The sequence below is a fragment of the Gloeothece verrucosa PCC 7822 genome, assembly GCF_000147335.1.
Classification (GTDB): Bacteria; Cyanobacteriota; Cyanobacteriia; order Cyanobacteriales; family Microcystaceae; genus Gloeothece; species Gloeothece verrucosa.
Genome location: NC_014534.1, coordinates 159,915 through 175,719, shown reverse-complemented (window position 1 = coordinate 175,719; position 15,805 = coordinate 159,915). Strand labels below are relative to the sequence as shown.

Here is a 15,805-nt window from a genome sequence, read left to right as displayed (position 1 = left end):
TGTATAAAATCCCAGTGATTTTGCACAAACCCCAATAGGAGACAACATTCATTTACGAGGTTTTTACAATTATGGCGACTATTACTGGTACCACAGGGAATGATAATTTAGCTGGAACCGATAGTGGGGACAATATCAACGGAGGGAGTGGAAACGACACCATTTCGGGTAATGCTGGGGGTGACGAAATTTATGGGGAAGATGGAGATGATGTCCTCAATGGTGGCAATGATGGTGACGCTCTTCTTGGAGGTATAGGTAATGATATTCTCAATGGAGATGCTGGAAATGATAATCTTTTCAGTGATGCTGGAAATGATACTATTAATGGTGGCAGTGGGACAGATAATTACAATGCAGACTACAGTAATGCCAGCAGTGGATTAATCATGACTTACGACAGTGCTACTGGAAATGGTACTATTGTTGTAGGTAGTGAAATTGATACCTTTACTTCCATTGAACTATTTAATTACTTCCAGGGAACTAACTTTAATGATGTCATTTTTGGTGGTTCTGCTAACGACTTCCGTATCAACGGAGGGAGTGGAAACGACACCATTTCAGGTAATGCTGGGGGTGACGAAATTTATGGAGATGATGGAGATGATGTCCTCAATGGTGGCAATGATGGTGACGCTCTTCGTGGAGGTATAGGTAATGATATTCTCAATGGAGATGCTGGAAATGATGGTCTTTTCAGTGATGCTGGAAATGATACTATTAATGGTGGCAGTGGGACAGATAATTACAATGCAGACTACAGTAATGCCAGCAGTGGATTAATCATGACTTACGACAGTGCTACTGGAAATGGTACTATTGTTGTAGGTAGTGAAACTGATACCTTTACTTCCATTGAACTATTTAATTACTTCCAGGGAACTAACTTTAATGATGTCATTTTTGGTGGTTCTGCTAACGACTTCCGTATCAACGGAGGGAGTGGAAACGACACCATTTCGGGTAATGCTGGGGGTGACGAAATTTATGGAGATGATGGAGATGATGTCCTCAATGGTGGCAATGATGGTGACGCTCTTCGTGGAGGTATAGGTAATGATATTCTCAATGGAGATGCTGGAAATGATGGTCTTTTCAGTGATGCTGGAAATGATACTATTAATGGTGGCAGTGGGACAGATAATTACAATGCAGACTACAGTAATGCCAGCAGTGGATTAATCATGACTTACGACAGTGCTACTGGAAATGGTACTATTGTTGTAGGTAGTGAAACTGATACCTTTACTTCCATTGAACTATTTAATTACTTCCAGGGAACTAACTTTAATGATGTCATTTTTGGTGGTTCTGCTAACGACTTCCGTATCAACGGAGGGAGTGGAAACGACACCATTTCAGGTAATGCTGGGGGTGACGAAATTTATGGGGAAGATGGAAATGATGTCCTCAATGGTGGCAATGATGGTGACGCTCTTTTTGGAGGTATAGGTAATGATATCCTCAATGGGGATGCTGGAAATGACTATCTATCTGGTGGTAATGGAAATGATACCCTACAAGGAACAAATAACGGTGTCGGTGAACGAGATCCCCTAGAAGGAGGAACAGAAAGCGATCGCTTTATCCTTGGAGATACGACAAAAATCTTTTATGATGATGGTAATAGCACCCTTGCAGGCAGTAACGACTACGCCCAAATCAATGACTTTAACCCCACCGAGGATATTATTCAGCTTAACGGTTCAAGTAATAATTATTTGTTGACGGTTTCTGGTAGTAATACTAACCTCTACATCAACAAACCTGGAACCGAACCCGATGAATTAATTGCGATTATTCAAAATCAAACAGGATTGAGTCTAACAAACCCTTACTTTAGCTATGTTAGCTCAAATAGCGCACCCGTCCTCAACGATACTACCCTCACCGTCCCCGAAAATAGTCCCTTAAACACCCTTGTAGGCACAATTACCGCCACCGATGCCGATAATAACCCTTTAACCTACAGTATCACCGCAGGGAATCCCAACCTTGATGGTGACGCAACCCCCGCCTTTACCATCAATAATAACGGACAAATTCGCGTTGCTGACCCCGATGACATCGACTTTGAACGCAACCCCAATAACCCCTTAACCGTCACCGTCAGCGATGGTAGCTTAACCGACACCGCAACCATTACCGTTAACCTCACCGATGTCATCGAAACCCCCAACCGTCCCCCCGTCGCTAACGATGCTACTTTTACCCTCGTTAAAACCAGTCCCATTAATACCGCAGTCGGTACAGTTACCGCAACTGACCCCGATAATAACCCCTTAACCTACAGTATCACCGCCGGAAATTTAGACAGCGATGGGGATAATATCAAAGCATTTAGTATTAGTAATGCGGGGGTAATTACTATTACTGACCCTGACGATATTAGCAGTCAAACAAACCCCTTTAACCTAACAGTTACGGTTAGCGATGGGAACTTAACCGATACTGCCGCTATTACCGTTAATTTAACCAGTCCTGTCAACCGTGCGCCAGTCGTTAATGATGGTGTTTTCAGCATTTCAAAAAACACTGCTAACGGTACAGTAGTCGGCACAATTAACGCCACAGACCCCGATAATAACCCCTTAACCTACAGTATTATTGCGGGTAATCCAGACACAGATGGGGATAATATCAAGGCATTTGCTATTAGTAATACGGGGGTAATTACTGTTACTGACAAAGATGATATTCTAGCCCAAACTAACCCCTTTAATCTTACCGTTCAGGGAAGTGACGGCAACTTAACCGATACCGGAATAGCTACCATTAACCTCAATAATGTTAACCCCCTTTCCTTCCAACTGAAACTCTATGAAGACAATAACGGCGCAGTAGGCAGTGAAATTACCGGCAATACTGCCATCAAAGGCAATAAATTCTTTGCCGAAATTTTAGTGGGAGATACTCGTACCAATGCGGCAGGATTAGTCATCAATGCGCTTAACTTTAATTTTGCTCCTGATGTCGCCCAAAACCTCAATAACTTCTCAGACATTAGTAATGTCAATAATCCCTTAGTTACCTCTAATTTTCCTCTATTCCGAGGGGGAACATTAGACAATACTAATGGGACAATTACTAACCTGAGTGGCGGTTCACTTCCTCAAGGAAATCAAGGTTCTGCTATTGGTATTAATCAACTCTCTCGCTTTGGTTTACTGCAATTTGATGTCGTCGGAACCAGGGATAATTCAAACCTAACCCTTACCTTTGATGCCAGTCAAATTGGTTTCGCCGATGGAACCTTCGCCGACCCCAACGACACACTTACCCTAACTCGTAATATTATCATCAATGATGCTCCTATTGTTAACCAGATTAACAACGTTAACCTAGCAGAAAGAAGTGCCGCCGGAACCGTTGTAGTAGCGGATAACTTAGTAGAAGCAACCGATGATAATTTAACCGGCCAAGCAGTAACATTTAGCCTCAGTACCTCCCCCAAAGATGCGTCAGGAAATGGCCTTTTTGCTATCAATGCTACCACTGGAGAAATTACTCTCACTCAAGCCGGTTTTAATACCATTGACTACGAAAGTGGAGTTACATCCTATCAATTAGGAGTGAAAGCAACCGACGGATTTAAACTTTCTACAGAACGCCTATTTAGCGTCAATATTACCAACGTTAATGAAGCAGGAATCTCTGTCGATAAAACTGCCATTACTTTTGGGACTCGCCTCTCTCAATACCGACAAGGTGCAACAGATAGCCTTTTTGTTCGTCCCAATTTTGCCGATAAAACCCAATTCATTGAAATTACTAATACCGCCGTAGGAACCAATGATATTCTGGCTATTTCTAGTATTACTATCAATGCTCAAAATGTTACGACTAATGCTAACTTTAGCAATGGTGATCTTTTACTAAATCCTGGAGAAACTCGCCGAATTGCTTTAAATTATGCCCCCAAAGCGGCGCGAGAAGACTTTAACTTACTTAATGGATTAGTCATCAATAGTAATGCTCAAAACAGTCCAGCGTTCAATATTCAACTAGCCGGAAAATCTACCTTTAACAGCGATATTTCCTACGACGGTAAAGTCAATTTAACGGACTTAAATACCTTACAACGTCCTGGTTTATTTGGTAGTAGTAGTGGACAAAATAACTATGACCCTACTGCTGATATTACTGGAGATGGACGTATTAATTTAGCTGAATTAGTTTCTTTAAATGCTGAATTTGGATTAGTTGTTTAAGTTCAATAATCTGTTTTTTGTAACCAGTAACGTAATAATTGATGTGGCAACAGTTGAAGATGGAGAAATAATCGTTATTTGTACTGTTTTTACTGGCTTTACAGCCTCTAAATACTCAGAAAATACTTTGATTACTCCATTTTTAACAGTCGCCATTAATTTGAAGAATGACATCTACTTGGTTTTTTAAAGGTCAAACTTTTGTTTTGTTACATGAGAGGAAAATTTAATCATGACTATTCTTACTTCTCAATTTAACCTCAGAACCGATAATAACGGCTTAGCCGGTGTAATTCTCAACAGTCCTTTAAATACGGGAGATACCTTTTTTGTTGAGGTTTTAATGGGAGATATTCGGAGCAATGCTGTGGGAATTACTAGCAGCAACATTAATCTATCTTTTGCTCCCAACCAATTACAAAATATTAATAGTCCCTTTGATACAGTTTCTTTAAGTAGTCCCTTATTACCTTCTACTTTTCTTTTAGGAAGAACAGGAAATTTAGATAATAATATTGGATTAATTACTAATTTAGGTGCCGGTTCTATTCCTAGTTTTGGCATTGGTTCACCCATGGGAATTAATCAATTAGATACTTTTAGTTTATTCCATTTTCAAGTCATAGAGATGAACAATTCTATCCTCACCCTTAATATTGATTTATCCCAAACCGGTTTTGCTGATGGTACATTTGCCAATCAATCTCCTAACCAAAATCAATTTGCACAAACAATTATGATCAATCATTCTCAACCAATTACTGAATCTTCCCCTATATTAGCTATTTTTTTAGTGGGGACTTTATTACTGCTAAACAAATTTTTGATTACAGAGCTATTCCCTAATCGCATAGATCGTAATAAAGGAAAAGCTAATAAATTTTTCAAAAATTAGATACATTTACACTGACTAGCTCTCGCTTTTTCCTTCTAGTTTTATTCCGAACTCACCTTAACTATTAACCTACTATGAAGATTTTGCCAACTAACTTGTTTACCGTTTCCGCATTAATTCTTTCGGGGTTCTCGCTCCTGTCTGGAACAAGACAAGCGCTTAAGAGCGATCAAATATTTTCAGATCTTTTTATAGCCCAGTCTAGTTCTCGATCAATTTCTGCTTTATGTTCTGGATTTGATTATGCCACGGGAACGCTGTTTAATTATATTTTTGTAGGATTTAGATTGTTTTTTTGCAGTTATGCAAAGTAGTATTAATTGGGAATTTTCTATTTTCTAGACATTATACATCAACAGTTGGAGTAACAACCTTAAATTACTCTCCGACAGACTGTTTTCAAACCTTCCCCTTTCCCCTAGTTTGTTGTGAGGACTTAAGTTCTCAAAAAAGCAATAAAGCGCCGACTACGAACCCTAATAATGACTTAGTAAACCAACTCGAAGAAATCGGGGAAAAATACTACAACCACCGCCAACAAATCATGTTAACGCGACAAGAAGGACTAAGCAAAACCTATAACCGTTTTCACAACCCCGAAGAAACGAGCAAAGATATTAAACAATTACGTCAACTTCATGTTAAAATAGATTATGGTGTAGCAGCCGCTTATAGATGGAAAGACCTCAACTTAGATCACGGCTTCCACCAAACCAAACAAGGATTAAGATATACAATATCTGAAGCCGCTAGACGAGAAATTTTAGACCGATTATTATAATTAAATCATCAGAGATACGCCGAAGAAGTCGCCATCGGATTGCATGATAAGGAACCCCAAAAAGCTAAAACAGGAGGAAAGAAAAAAGGTAAAATAAACGTAATAGAAGGACAACAAAGTTTATTTTAAAATGCTACTAATCATCACCCAACCTGCTACAGACGAACAAATAAACCAAATGCAGAAGTTTATTATGGATTAATGATTAAACTTGCTGTAGATGTTAAATTAGAAATTTTAGCAGGAGGGGGTGAACTTCATGCAGATTTTGAACAAATATTACTATAAAATAGCAGCGAACAGGAAAATATATGGGGCGCTGACTGGTATCCTGAATTAAAAAAAGTTGGTTTTGAATCACTAATTAATATTCGTCCCCGTCAAAATAACCGCAGCATGGAAATTAAAAACCTTATATTAAGAGAAAAAATAGAAAAACTTGTTCGACATTTATTGGAGATAAACTAATGGAACGTCAAGCATTATATGAAAAATATAAAACCTTAAATTGGGAACAACAGTTAGGTAATTTAGCTTTAACATTATCTAATATATCAAAACAGTGTCTTATTTCTCGTCAGGATAAATTAACCAGTATGCTATTAAGAGAAGCTGCATTAATGATTGAATGGTCAGCGCCTAATGTTCCTTCTCAATATCACTATTCATTAGCTGCCATTCAAAAAGAATGTTTAAAATGGCAAAGAAATTTTCCGATAGAAGAAGCACGGGAAATATTATCGTTTAATAGGAGCCACCATTCAGAAACCGTTTTAATGATGACAAACTTATTAGATGAATTTGAAATGATTTCTATTGCTTAAGAGGGGAAAATAGATTAATGTAGGTTGCTCCTAGGGCACGAGATCGTCCCCTACCATTGATAACAGGGTAATAGGTTCACTTATAACTGGAGTTTGGACTAACGCTAGACACAAAAAATCTCTACGCTTCAAACAGATTCATAAATTTTCTAGATTTACGTTTAAATGTGATTGCCAATTTTAACCGCTCAAGGGGCAGGGCAAACGCATCTAATTGACAAAATTATTGCCAGAAGCCGCTTTTAACTTTCCTCTCATAGTCTGCGGTCATTGTTAAAAACTCTTTTTCCTTCTTTTGAGTAAAATTACTTAATCAAAAACACTCTTCTTATCAAAATAATTAAACAATTATCGACATCAATTAAAAAACTGATGTTAAATGAAAAATATTGAAGTTATTTAACTAAAAACTAAACCTATAAACAATTTAGTCAACCGCTTAAAACTTTAAGTAAATAATTTTCATCCCAACCGGCTTTTTTCCTTTTAGCTTTAACTCCAACTTTTTGAGTTTTTTCTTGTTTTAAAAGATTTAAACCCAAGTGTCTGAGAATTGCTATGTTCGCTGGTGCATTATCTTTTCTTATTCTTGAATCATCCTCACAAAATTGAACGTCTAAAACCCAATGGCACTGGTTTTCTATACACCAATGCTCTCTTATAGCCTTAGAAAATAATTTAATATTATTGTTTAAACTACTAATAAAATATCTTCTATCTAATGAAGTTTTATCAGTTCCGTTTTCCACTCTTAAATAATCAACATAGCCGATAGAGTTTAGATTTAACCACTGCCAATCCGGATCGATTTCTTCAGCAACATTACTTAACATTTGATAATACCTGACTTCTTGCCGCCCATGACCCTCATCTTTAACTTTATATTCACTTTTTATAAAGCCTTCAAAATTATTGATAAGTGCTTTTTTAAATAAAGCTTCTACTTTTTCATAAAGATTTACTTGATTCTTCTTTAAAGTAATAACGTAGTCAGCATCTTGCTCGGTAATTTGTTTAACTATTTCTTTTTGACATCCAATCGCATCTATAGTAACTATACATCCTGAAAGTGAAAGGACTTTTAGAAGTTGAGGACACGGGTGCGCCGTCGCACGGCGCACCGTGAGTTGTCCGTCAGGTATTGCTGTAATTTCATTCGATTTTTCATCAACTATCGACTGTCCTAAAACTAACCCGTTAGTTGTTGCCCACGCACTCACCATTTGAACTGCTGACTTATCTTTACTTTTATCATAAGAATGCCTAATGGTTTTTCCATCAATTGCTACTATTTCTCCCTGTGTCAAGGAGCTAATTGATTCAATCCATTTTAAAAAACTTTGCTGTAATTTTTCTGGCTCTAAAAGAGAAAAAACTCTCGCAAATGTGTCATGTGAGGGGATACCATTAGGCAGTTCTAAGAACTTTTTTAGCCATTTATATTTACATTTTCCAAAAAGCTCTATATCAATCCAACTATCAGCACCACAAATAACAGCACAAATAGTTATGGTAATAATATCAATTAATTTATGTTTTTTTGTTCGTTCAATTCTCGGATCTTCTATCTTTCCAAAAAAGTCTTCTATAGTTGTTTTCGGTTTAAGTTTCATAAAAGAATATAAAAGTTCTTTAAAAAAAATACTTTTTTCTTTCCCTTCTGCCCAAAAAAATAGTTTTTTTTTAATCTTCGTGAAATATTTTCGTCCTTTTTTATTAAGAATAATTAAGAAAAGTGAATTTTTTTGAGGTTAATCCTAAGCCGCACTCAAAATCAATACACATTAATTCCATTTTGTCAATAAAATTTAGATGCGTTTGCCCTGGTAGTCGGTTCTTCCGTTAATTCTTTCTCTTTAGCCTCATAAAAGCGACAGGCTGTATAACCTAAAGTGTAGAGCATGGTGGCATTGGTACTGGCCCCGATCATCGCTCCGGCTAAGGGGATATTCCTCATGAAACCCAAACCCGCTTTGAGAGCGTTCCTTCCCCCCAGGGCAAGACCAAAAATGGCTAAAACCTCTCCCTGTCTGGCCTGATCTTGTAAATCCTGGTCATAAGCCGCAGCTATCTCATAGATCATTTCCGTCTGTAATGCGCCTTTTTGCGGCAAAGTCTACCGCCAACAGTGCCGCCGCAGAACCCGGCAAAATACTGCTAACAAATCCTATCCCACTTGCTTGTGTAGCCTTTGAGAGTATGATTCGATGAGCGATCTCAAAGGACGATTCTTGATTGTATTTAGCTTTGAGCCGTTGAACCTCTTTTTGGGCTTTCATTAAATCCACAGAACTGCTCATCCCTACCAGCCAATCTAGCTTAAATACCCCTGCCAGTTTTTGCACGAAGGGATTTTTCACCAGGGGAAGATTACCTATAGCCGTCATCGCCCGTCCCGCCTCTGAGGTAGCTTGCTCGATCAACTGATAGGTAAGAGAAGCCGCTTTTTGGCCGACCGAGTGAGTCCTCTTAACAACTTCTGCGCCAGCATTACCGATAAAGGAAGTTAAAAATGCTGTTTTATGCCGAGAATTCCCTATTGAGGAATTGAGAGAGCGATCAATTTTTGGGTCAGATGAAGAGGGGGAATGATCTTTACTCATTTTTATTGGGAGCGAGTTCAACTAACAAATTTCGTATCTATTAAAAAAACTTTATTTTTTGATTATGATTTATTTAAACTCAATTCGCTTCAACCCTTTGAAGCATTGTTGAAATAGCGGGTACATCCAGGGGTTAGAGAGGAAATTTATTAAGTTTTATGACAAATATCTTCCAAGACTTGACAACATCTGAAAATCGATTTAACTTAACAAAATAATTGACGAAAAATTTAACGAGTAAGTCAAAAAAAATTTAATCGTCAATGAAGTTAGAAGATTATTAAAGACTTGACAAGAGTTCAACAAAGTTTTTACCCATCTCAATAAAAGTTTCTCTTCCTTTAAGAGAGCTTAAATGCGGCTTAATTCCGAGCCAATTAAACATCGCAACCGCAACGTGCAAGGAAACAATCATGAGCAATTCAGAATATCAAATAGCAAAAGGTTTACAGACGGGCGATAACATTAATCAGGCGCTCGCCGAGCTTACAGTCGCCAAAAGCGCGTCAATGCTGAAAAACGCTCTCAAGAGCGATTTTAATACGGTTCTAGAAGCCAGGCTTACCGAGGCGGTATCTGCCGTCTTGGTAGAACACGCAGAAACATCCCAACAATTTGCCCAACATTTCTTAATGCAGACAAAGACTAAATTAGCAGGGCATTTGGTTGATAGTCAGCATCATCATCCTATAGTGTCGATCCCCGAATCAATGTCGTTATCACAATTAGAAAGTTTCGATGTTGATTTAGACGCAGAAGTGGCCAGGATTGCGGATGAAGCAGGAACCTTGACCATCGATGTCAACCCAGATAGCTTCATCGGCTTCTAAATGCAATTTCACCCGTCTCATCGGGGGCAATTGCTCCCGGTGTCTCTTCAAATAAGGAAAGGAAAAAAAAATGTACACCACTGAACAAATCCTAGAAATCGCGCAACTTCCCGAAACCTGTTTTCGCTACAGATGTCACATTGAGAATTTGATTGATTTCTATAAGTGGGCAAAACAACAGTGGACGGCGAGTGCCCTCAAGGAATTCACTACCGAACATAATTTAAATTTACGAAGACAGGGAGATCGGGCCAGACTGGGCTGGTTAATGGCGATCGAGTATGTCAAATGCCTTCCCCCGGCACAACCTGAACCCTCTGCGCCGCTTTCTAACTCGCAACAATTACAACAATCATCGTCGCTTGTTGAGCATTCATTAAAAGAAACTCAAGTCGTTAAAGTTTTAGCTACGGCAATCGCTTACTTACCCCCCGTTCCCCCAACCAATGGCTTAGAAAAAACTGCGCCGTACTCGATTTTAGGTCAACCCATTTATTTTGATGAGCTTGTGAGGAATTATAAAATCCTAGCGCAAAAATGGCATCCAGATTTGTGTAATCATCCTGAAGCTAAAGATCGTTTTCAGTTAGTAACGGCTATTTTTCAAGAGTTAAAGGCCAATTGGTTCAAAAAGTATTCTCCACTAATAGCGGCTTGCGCTATCGGTCCCGAAAACCTTAAAAGGGCAAAAAGTAAAAAGTTTTCTTTTACGCCTGAAAGTTTTTGGGCTTAGAATTAAGGAAGATCTAAATTTTACCTAACCCACACCGATGCCGAGCAAGAAAGTTTTTGTCAAAGAATACACTATCCGCGCCCATTATCGCACTATTCACACTCGTGTTTTTCATCTAATCTGTAGTCACTGCCATGACGCAGTTAAGCGAGAAACCTACGCGAATTCTTGCCCGAAATATGGAAATCAGTGTAATGGAGTAGCGGCTAAATGTAAAAGATGTGAAAATAAAAGTTAAATTTTTTTGAGTGGAGCAGGAATTTTAACCGATGTGCTAATCATTAAATTATCCCTCATTTGAAAAGTGAAGATTTTTTACTCAAGTCACAAAAAGCTAACTGACTTTTTCTTTGAGCGAGACAGGGAAATTCATGAAGCCAAAACTCATGAGAGAGTAAAATTTAAAAGTTAATTAATTTTACTCTCTCATTTTTTCCATCAAATCAACGGAGCAAGTAAAAAAATTTGGCTCCAACCACTCGAAAATAAACTACAATAAAACTGATTCAATTAATAATAGATGATGTCTGCTGTATCTTCACTAGCTACTGAACCAACTACCGATTCTAGCCAAGCCACATCAATCCAATATTCAGCATTTGGGTATGTCTTGGGGCATTTAGAATTAAATGCTGAAAATACCAAGATAGGAAAACTGTTACTGACTGATGGGACGATTTTACCTGTTTACCTTTTTCATCAGTCGAAGCTCGAGCAAATATCATTAGAGAAACTTTATGCTTGGCGAATTTATTTTCGGACAGATCGTGAACAAAATTTAAGCGGCTTAAAACTCGTAGAAGCTATTGAAGTCAAAGACTCTAGCAAGCTAGAGAAATTGCTGCCATCTTATGCCGCACTGGATCATTTTCGCATACGTGCCCGTATTCATAATGTTTGGAAAGGCCAGATTAGCTTACGCTTAGAACGCAACAACGTACCCCCTGGGAAGGAATACTTACCCCAATGGAAACCGTTTTACATTACTGTACTGGGAAAGCTAGAACCAAGAGTAAACAAGGGAGAAGCAATAGAAATAACAGCACGACGATTCGGGATGCAGCTTCACCTAGTCGAGGCTAATCCTATTGATGAAACTGTTGTGGAGTCCAAAACGGATAAAAAAAGGAAAAAAAGCCAATCTAATCCCGAAAAAGGGAGTAAAATGGAATTTAATCCTGAAATAAATCAAAGTACCGAATTTATTGCCGAAGAAGCTCAAGAAATCGAAATTAACTCAAGTACGGTGGCAAGTTCAGCAGTTACATCAACAACAGCTACAGAGACAACTCAGGCATCAACACAAGTTACAGCCACAGATTCTACATCAGTCATTACATCAACCACTACAGCCGAGACAAATTCAGAGACAGGAGTAATTATGATCAATGGCAAAACACCAGAAGTAACCATTAAATTTAGTGAACGGCCTGATGTACCCGAGACAGGGAAAAAAGTCACCCTACAAGTAACTGGCGATAACGGAATCGTTGTCAGAGCGGATATGAATAGGAAAACGCTTCAAAAAAACGTCGAAAAGATGGACTCCTACGAGGACTGGATAGCCGCCATGTCTGGAAAGATAGTCAAGATTGGCCCCGATGGAACAATTGAGCTAGAAGGGGCGGGAATTAATGTTTTTGAAAGAAAAATGAAGAATAAAGAAGAGGAAAGTGATGGATCAGCCCCCCAAGCTCAAGTTTAACTCGCTTGTCGTACCGTAATTATTGCAATTAACGGGACTTAGGCAACTCCAGAGCTTAAAAAGGGCTGAAAGACTTTTTCGTATAGGTTTAACCTCGCTCATTAGTCAAAGGCGAAAAGAAGTATAGGTTCCCCCTCAAAACTACTCCCCATCCAGAAAAATGCCTTTGCTCTTAATGTTGCATGGTGCGGATGCAAATGCTCAAGGAGCTTTAAATATTTTAAAAAGATCACAACTAACATCAGATGCTATCATTTTAGCCATAGACTCTCGTTTTCGGACTTGGGATATAATTCTCCCTATTTCTCGGTGTAGCTGACGAATAGTATCTTAACTACAACGAGCAAATTATGACGTATTTTATCGAGAGTTTAATGGCTTTCACTCGGTTCCTTCATCGGTTGTTAATGAAGCAATGGCTTGGTTTGTTTAGCGGTTTCCACTATTTACACCGTATCTTTTTTGCTAATATTCCAGGTCAAAAATAATTCATTAAGAAAATATAAGCATTAAAAATCATTTTCTCCAGTCGGATTTGGGGCACTGGGGAAATGTTTTATTTAAAGCACGTTTACAATTTTCGTAAAACATCCATTATTTGCTTGTAATTTTTTAAATCCCCTCGTAGTCGGAATAATGACGCAGCCGTTTGTAGGTCAGATCTAGCCTGTTGTTTATTTCCTGCTTTTTGGCAAAGTAAGCCTCGCTTGGAATAGGCTTCTGGCGATTCTGAATTAAATTTAATGGCTTGGCTCAAATCAATTACGGCTTTTTCGTATTCTTTTAATTCTAAGTAAATACTACCTCGGTTGTAGTACAAATCTGCATCTTGAGGGTTTAATTCAATCGCCTTGTTGTAATCAGAGAGTGCTTGAGCGTACTTTTTTAAATCTTTATAGAGATTCCCTCGTTTGCTGTAAGCGTCGTTAAAATCGGCATCATTTTCAATAGCTTTGTTGTAATCAGACAGTGCTTTGGAGTAATCTTTTAATTGAAAGTAGAGATCCCCTCGGTTGTAGTAAAATTCTGCGGATGCGGGATACAGTTCAATCGCCTTATTGTAATCAGATAACGCTTGAGTGTATTTTTTTAAAGCTTTATAGATATGACCTCGTTGGCAATAAGGGTCGATAAAAAGAGGGTTAATTTCAATTGCTCTGTTGTAATCAAACAGTGCTTTTTCGTACTCTTTTAATTCAAGGTAGAGATCACCTCGGATGTAGTAGCCCACCTCCGACTCGGGCTTAAATTCAATAGCTTTATAATAATCCAGCAGTGCTTTATCATACTCTTTTAATTCAAAGTAGAATGAGCCTCTTGCTATATATTCTGCATCATCTTGGGGATTAAGTTCAATAGCTTTGCTGTAATCAGACAGAACTTTGTCGTACTGTTGTAATTTATAGTAGAGTAAGCCTCGCTTTTCATAAGCCTCTGTACACTGAGGATCAAGGTCAATGACTTTGCTATAATCAGATATAGCTTTATCGTACTCTTCTAATTTTGAGTAGAGGTCGTCTCGGTAGTGATAAGCATTTGTACACTGGGAGTCAAGTTCAATGAGTTTGTTGTAATTAAATAAAGCTTGATCATACTTTTTTAATTTCCAGTAAACAAGAGCTCGATTGCCGTAGGGATATGCAAACAGAGGGTTGATGTCAATGGCTTTATTCAAATCCGACAGTGCTTGGTCGTACTGTTCTAATTCCCAGTAAAGAAGCCCTCGCTGGTTGTAGGCATTTACTGACTGAGGGTTAATTTCAATAGTTTTAGCCAAATCCGACAGTGATTGGTCGTACTGTTCTAATTCCCAGTAGACAAAGGCACGGTTGTAAAAAGCATTTTCGTCCTGGGGATAAATATCAATAGCTTTATTAAAATCCGACAGTGCTTGCTCGTATTCCTTGAAAAAATAATGAATCATACCTCGTTTGCTATAAGTTTCCGCTAACTTGGCATTAATTTGAATAGCCAAATTAGATAACGTGTTTTTATATTTTTTTAAATCTTTGTCTTTGTCTAAAGTATTTTTGGTTTGGGAAGCTTCTGAATAGCTAGGATTAAAACTTATTACTTTTGGCAGATCTTCTATAGCACCGGTTAAATCGCCTCGGTTTGCTTTATTTACCGCTTGCTCAAATAAAACCTCGATTGTAGTCATACAAATTTGATTGGTCATTCGCTGTGTTGGTTAGTTGATTTTACAACATAGGACAACTATTATAAAGTGACCAATAGTGCCAGCTATAAGCTGATTGCTCTTAATTACAATGATAAAGCTACTAAAGATGACCAGTTTAGGATTCTGGTACTAATATTTTGATTTCTTGGTTTCCTTCTGCCATCACTTGCGTCATCATCTATAATTAGTGAGAGTGGACTACCCACAGTCCTTTTTACAGAGGACTGTGGGTAGTTCAGCAAAAGGAAAACGGGAGCGCCTCTCAAAATTTATGTTTTTATTAATAAAATTATCCCTGCACCCCCACCCTACAGATTATAAGCTTTTCTGATCACAACAAGTATAGGAGATCCAATTCAAATATTGTTGCAACAAGAACTTTATTTGCTGTTTAATATTTGAAAACCTAAGATAGGAGCCTTCTTCTAGCTCCAAGATTTCTTTAATCGTTGATTTATATTTAAAACGATTGTCAAAAACATAATCAACAACTTGGTTGAAGGATAATTCCTGCATTTCTATTTTCAAAATCAGTAAAGTAAAGTTCATCATTTTTGGCGAGCTAATTTTCATTTTTTTTCGCCGAAAGGCGGATGTTTTTATGTTGGGATAAATTAGTTAAAAAATTTTTCTTGAGATTGAGCAGTTAAGATTATTATAAAATCCAGCATAGCGCTCATTCGAGCGTTTTTTATGTAGTTTTTTTGGCAACTGGAATTAATTAATAAAAAATTACGGAGAAAAATGACTATTATTGTTACTCTACTTATTATGGAAGAATCGGCAGAGCAAATCTTAGCAACGGTTGGATTCTCAGACGGAAGTGCTATTGAAGTTAAATACATTCTCACGTCTGAGCTTGAGCTTGGTTTAACATTAAAAGAAATGATTGCCAAAGTCATCCAGAAAAAAGAGCATTTTGAAGTCGCTAAAACTCAAAAAGCTAGTCAAAAATCTGAGGATAAAACCCAAAAGAATTCTAAGGCAAACTTAACTCAAGACGTAACTAATAGCACTCAATTAAATTTGTTTTAGAGA

At 37.9% G+C, this 15,805-nt stretch carries 14 protein-coding genes and 2 pseudogenes; 12 read left to right on the top strand and 4 right to left on the bottom strand.

Features of this window, described 5'->3' with window-relative positions:
• Positions 1 to 71 precede the first annotated feature (71 nt).
• The 6 genes and pseudogenes from CYAN7822_RS35060 to CYAN7822_RS31055 all read left to right on the top strand — a co-directional run bounded on the left by CYAN7822_RS35060 (position 72) and on the right by CYAN7822_RS31055 (position 6,714).
• Positions 72 to 4,214, top strand: a complete 4,143-nt coding sequence (locus tag CYAN7822_RS35060; RefSeq protein ID WP_013334894.1) for a beta strand repeat-containing protein — start codon at positions 72 to 74, stop codon at positions 4,212 to 4,214.
• A gap of 43 nt (positions 4,215 to 4,257) precedes the next feature.
• Positions 4,258 to 4,404, top strand: coding sequence for a hypothetical protein (locus CYAN7822_RS38225; RefSeq protein ID WP_157872030.1), 147 nt, complete (start codon positions 4,258 to 4,260; stop codon positions 4,402 to 4,404).
• A 42-nt stretch (positions 4,405 to 4,446) separates the two neighbouring features.
• Entirely contained in the window at positions 4,447 to 5,109 is a 663-nt protein-coding gene (locus tag CYAN7822_RS31070) for a hypothetical protein (RefSeq protein ID WP_013334893.1), read from the top strand.
• A 367-nt stretch (positions 5,110 to 5,476) separates the two neighbouring features.
• Positions 5,477 to 6,019 (top strand): annotated as a pseudogene (locus CYAN7822_RS40405) (hypothetical protein); the annotation flags it as partial.
• 72 nt (positions 6,020 to 6,091) lie between these two features.
• Positions 6,092 to 6,358: pseudogene (locus CYAN7822_RS39850) on the top strand (DUF5674 family protein).
• A complete protein-coding gene (locus CYAN7822_RS31055; protein ID WP_013334891.1) occupies positions 6,358 to 6,714 on the top strand; it encodes a hypothetical protein in 357 nt (118 codons plus the stop codon). Before CYAN7822_RS39850 ends, CYAN7822_RS31055 begins: the two are co-directional and overlap by 1 nt.
• Before the next feature lie 431 nt (positions 6,715 to 7,145).
• Here the strand turns inward: CYAN7822_RS31055 and CYAN7822_RS31050 are convergent, their stop codons facing one another.
• The 3 genes from CYAN7822_RS31050 to CYAN7822_RS31045 form a co-directional block, all read right to left on the bottom strand.
• Positions 7,146 to 8,327, bottom strand: a complete 1,182-nt coding sequence (locus tag CYAN7822_RS31050) for an ISAs1 family transposase (RefSeq protein ID WP_013334890.1) — start codon at positions 8,325 to 8,327, stop codon at positions 7,146 to 7,148.
• A 185-nt stretch (positions 8,328 to 8,512) separates the two neighbouring features.
• Positions 8,513 to 8,797 (bottom strand): hypothetical protein, encoded by a 285-nt coding sequence (locus tag CYAN7822_RS40615; protein WP_425365352.1) that lies wholly within the window; start codon positions 8,795 to 8,797, stop codon positions 8,513 to 8,515.
• Entirely contained in the window at positions 8,787 to 9,317 is a 531-nt protein-coding gene (locus tag CYAN7822_RS31045) for a hypothetical protein (RefSeq protein WP_425365351.1), read from the bottom strand. The genes CYAN7822_RS40615 and CYAN7822_RS31045 overlap by 11 nt, the downstream gene beginning before the upstream one ends.
• 413 nt (positions 9,318 to 9,730) lie before the next feature.
• Between CYAN7822_RS31045 and CYAN7822_RS31040 the strand changes: the two genes are divergently transcribed.
• The 5 genes from CYAN7822_RS31040 (at position 9,731) to CYAN7822_RS38220 (ending at position 12,904) form a co-directional block, all read left to right on the top strand.
• Positions 9,731 to 10,147, top strand: coding sequence for a hypothetical protein (locus CYAN7822_RS31040; RefSeq protein WP_013334889.1), 417 nt, complete (start codon positions 9,731 to 9,733; stop codon positions 10,145 to 10,147).
• A 70-nt stretch (positions 10,148 to 10,217) separates the two neighbouring features.
• The gene (locus tag CYAN7822_RS31035; protein ID WP_013334888.1) at positions 10,218 to 10,880 is read left to right on the top strand and encodes a J domain-containing protein; all 663 of its coding nucleotides are present in this window, start codon (positions 10,218 to 10,220) and stop codon (positions 10,878 to 10,880) included.
• 37 nt (positions 10,881 to 10,917) lie between these two features.
• Complete coding sequence (locus tag CYAN7822_RS36370; protein ID WP_013334887.1) at positions 10,918 to 11,118, top strand: hypothetical protein; 201 nt, start codon at positions 10,918 to 10,920, stop codon at positions 11,116 to 11,118.
• A gap of 282 nt (positions 11,119 to 11,400) precedes the next feature.
• A complete protein-coding gene (locus CYAN7822_RS37080; RefSeq protein ID WP_157872029.1) occupies positions 11,401 to 12,585 on the top strand; it encodes a hypothetical protein in 1,185 nt (394 codons plus the stop codon).
• A 160-nt stretch (positions 12,586 to 12,745) separates the two neighbouring features.
• Positions 12,746 to 12,904 carry a hypothetical protein gene (locus tag CYAN7822_RS38220; protein WP_157872028.1) on the top strand — a complete coding sequence of 53 codons (159 nt, stop codon included), beginning with the start codon at positions 12,746 to 12,748 and terminating at the stop codon, positions 12,902 to 12,904.
• A gap of 252 nt (positions 12,905 to 13,156) precedes the next feature.
• Here CYAN7822_RS38220 and CYAN7822_RS31025 read toward each other — a convergent pair whose 3' ends face one another.
• On the bottom strand, positions 13,157 to 14,764 hold the full coding sequence (locus CYAN7822_RS31025; protein ID WP_013334885.1) for a tetratricopeptide repeat protein: 1,608 nt from the start codon (positions 14,762 to 14,764) through the stop codon (positions 13,157 to 13,159).
• Between the two features lie 747 nt (positions 14,765 to 15,511).
• Here CYAN7822_RS31025 and CYAN7822_RS31015 point away from each other — a divergent pair.
• A complete protein-coding gene (locus CYAN7822_RS31015) occupies positions 15,512 to 15,802 on the top strand; it encodes a hypothetical protein (RefSeq protein ID WP_013334883.1) in 291 nt (96 codons plus the stop codon).
• Positions 15,803 to 15,805: the final 3 nt, after the last annotated feature.

What these genes read in the sequence shown, in the direction of transcription:
- CYAN7822_RS31040 (WP_013334889.1), top strand. Translation starts at nt 9,731, where the DNA reads ATGAGCAATTCAGAATATCAAATAGCAAAAGGTTTACAGACGGGCGAT.
- CYAN7822_RS35060 (WP_013334894.1), top strand. Translation starts at nt 72, where the DNA reads ATGGCGACTATTACTGGTACCACAGGGAATGATAATTTAGCTGGAACC.
- CYAN7822_RS31025 (WP_013334885.1), bottom strand. Translation starts at nt 14,764, where the DNA reads ATGACCAATCAAATTTGTATGACTACAATCGAGGTTTTATTTGAGCAA.
- CYAN7822_RS31035 (WP_013334888.1), top strand. Translation starts at nt 10,218, where the DNA reads ATGTACACCACTGAACAAATCCTAGAAATCGCGCAACTTCCCGAAACC.
- CYAN7822_RS31050 (WP_013334890.1), bottom strand. Translation starts at nt 8,327, where the DNA reads ATGAAACTTAAACCGAAAACAACTATAGAAGACTTTTTTGGAAAGATA.
- CYAN7822_RS31015 (WP_013334883.1), top strand. Translation starts at nt 15,512, where the DNA reads ATGACTATTATTGTTACTCTACTTATTATGGAAGAATCGGCAGAGCAA.
- CYAN7822_RS37080 (WP_157872029.1), top strand. Translation starts at nt 11,401, where the DNA reads ATGATGTCTGCTGTATCTTCACTAGCTACTGAACCAACTACCGATTCT.
- CYAN7822_RS38220 (WP_157872028.1), top strand. Translation starts at nt 12,746, where the DNA reads ATGCCTTTGCTCTTAATGTTGCATGGTGCGGATGCAAATGCTCAAGGA.
- CYAN7822_RS31070 (WP_013334893.1), top strand. Translation starts at nt 4,447, where the DNA reads ATGACTATTCTTACTTCTCAATTTAACCTCAGAACCGATAATAACGGC.
- CYAN7822_RS36370 (WP_013334887.1), top strand. Translation starts at nt 10,918, where the DNA reads ATGCCGAGCAAGAAAGTTTTTGTCAAAGAATACACTATCCGCGCCCAT.
- CYAN7822_RS31055 (WP_013334891.1), top strand. Translation starts at nt 6,358, where the DNA reads ATGGAACGTCAAGCATTATATGAAAAATATAAAACCTTAAATTGGGAA.
- CYAN7822_RS40615 (WP_425365352.1), bottom strand. Translation starts at nt 8,797, where the DNA reads ATGATCTATGAGATAGCTGCGGCTTATGACCAGGATTTACAAGATCAG.
- CYAN7822_RS31045 (WP_425365351.1), bottom strand. Translation starts at nt 9,317, where the DNA reads ATGAGTAAAGATCATTCCCCCTCTTCATCTGACCCAAAAATTGATCGC.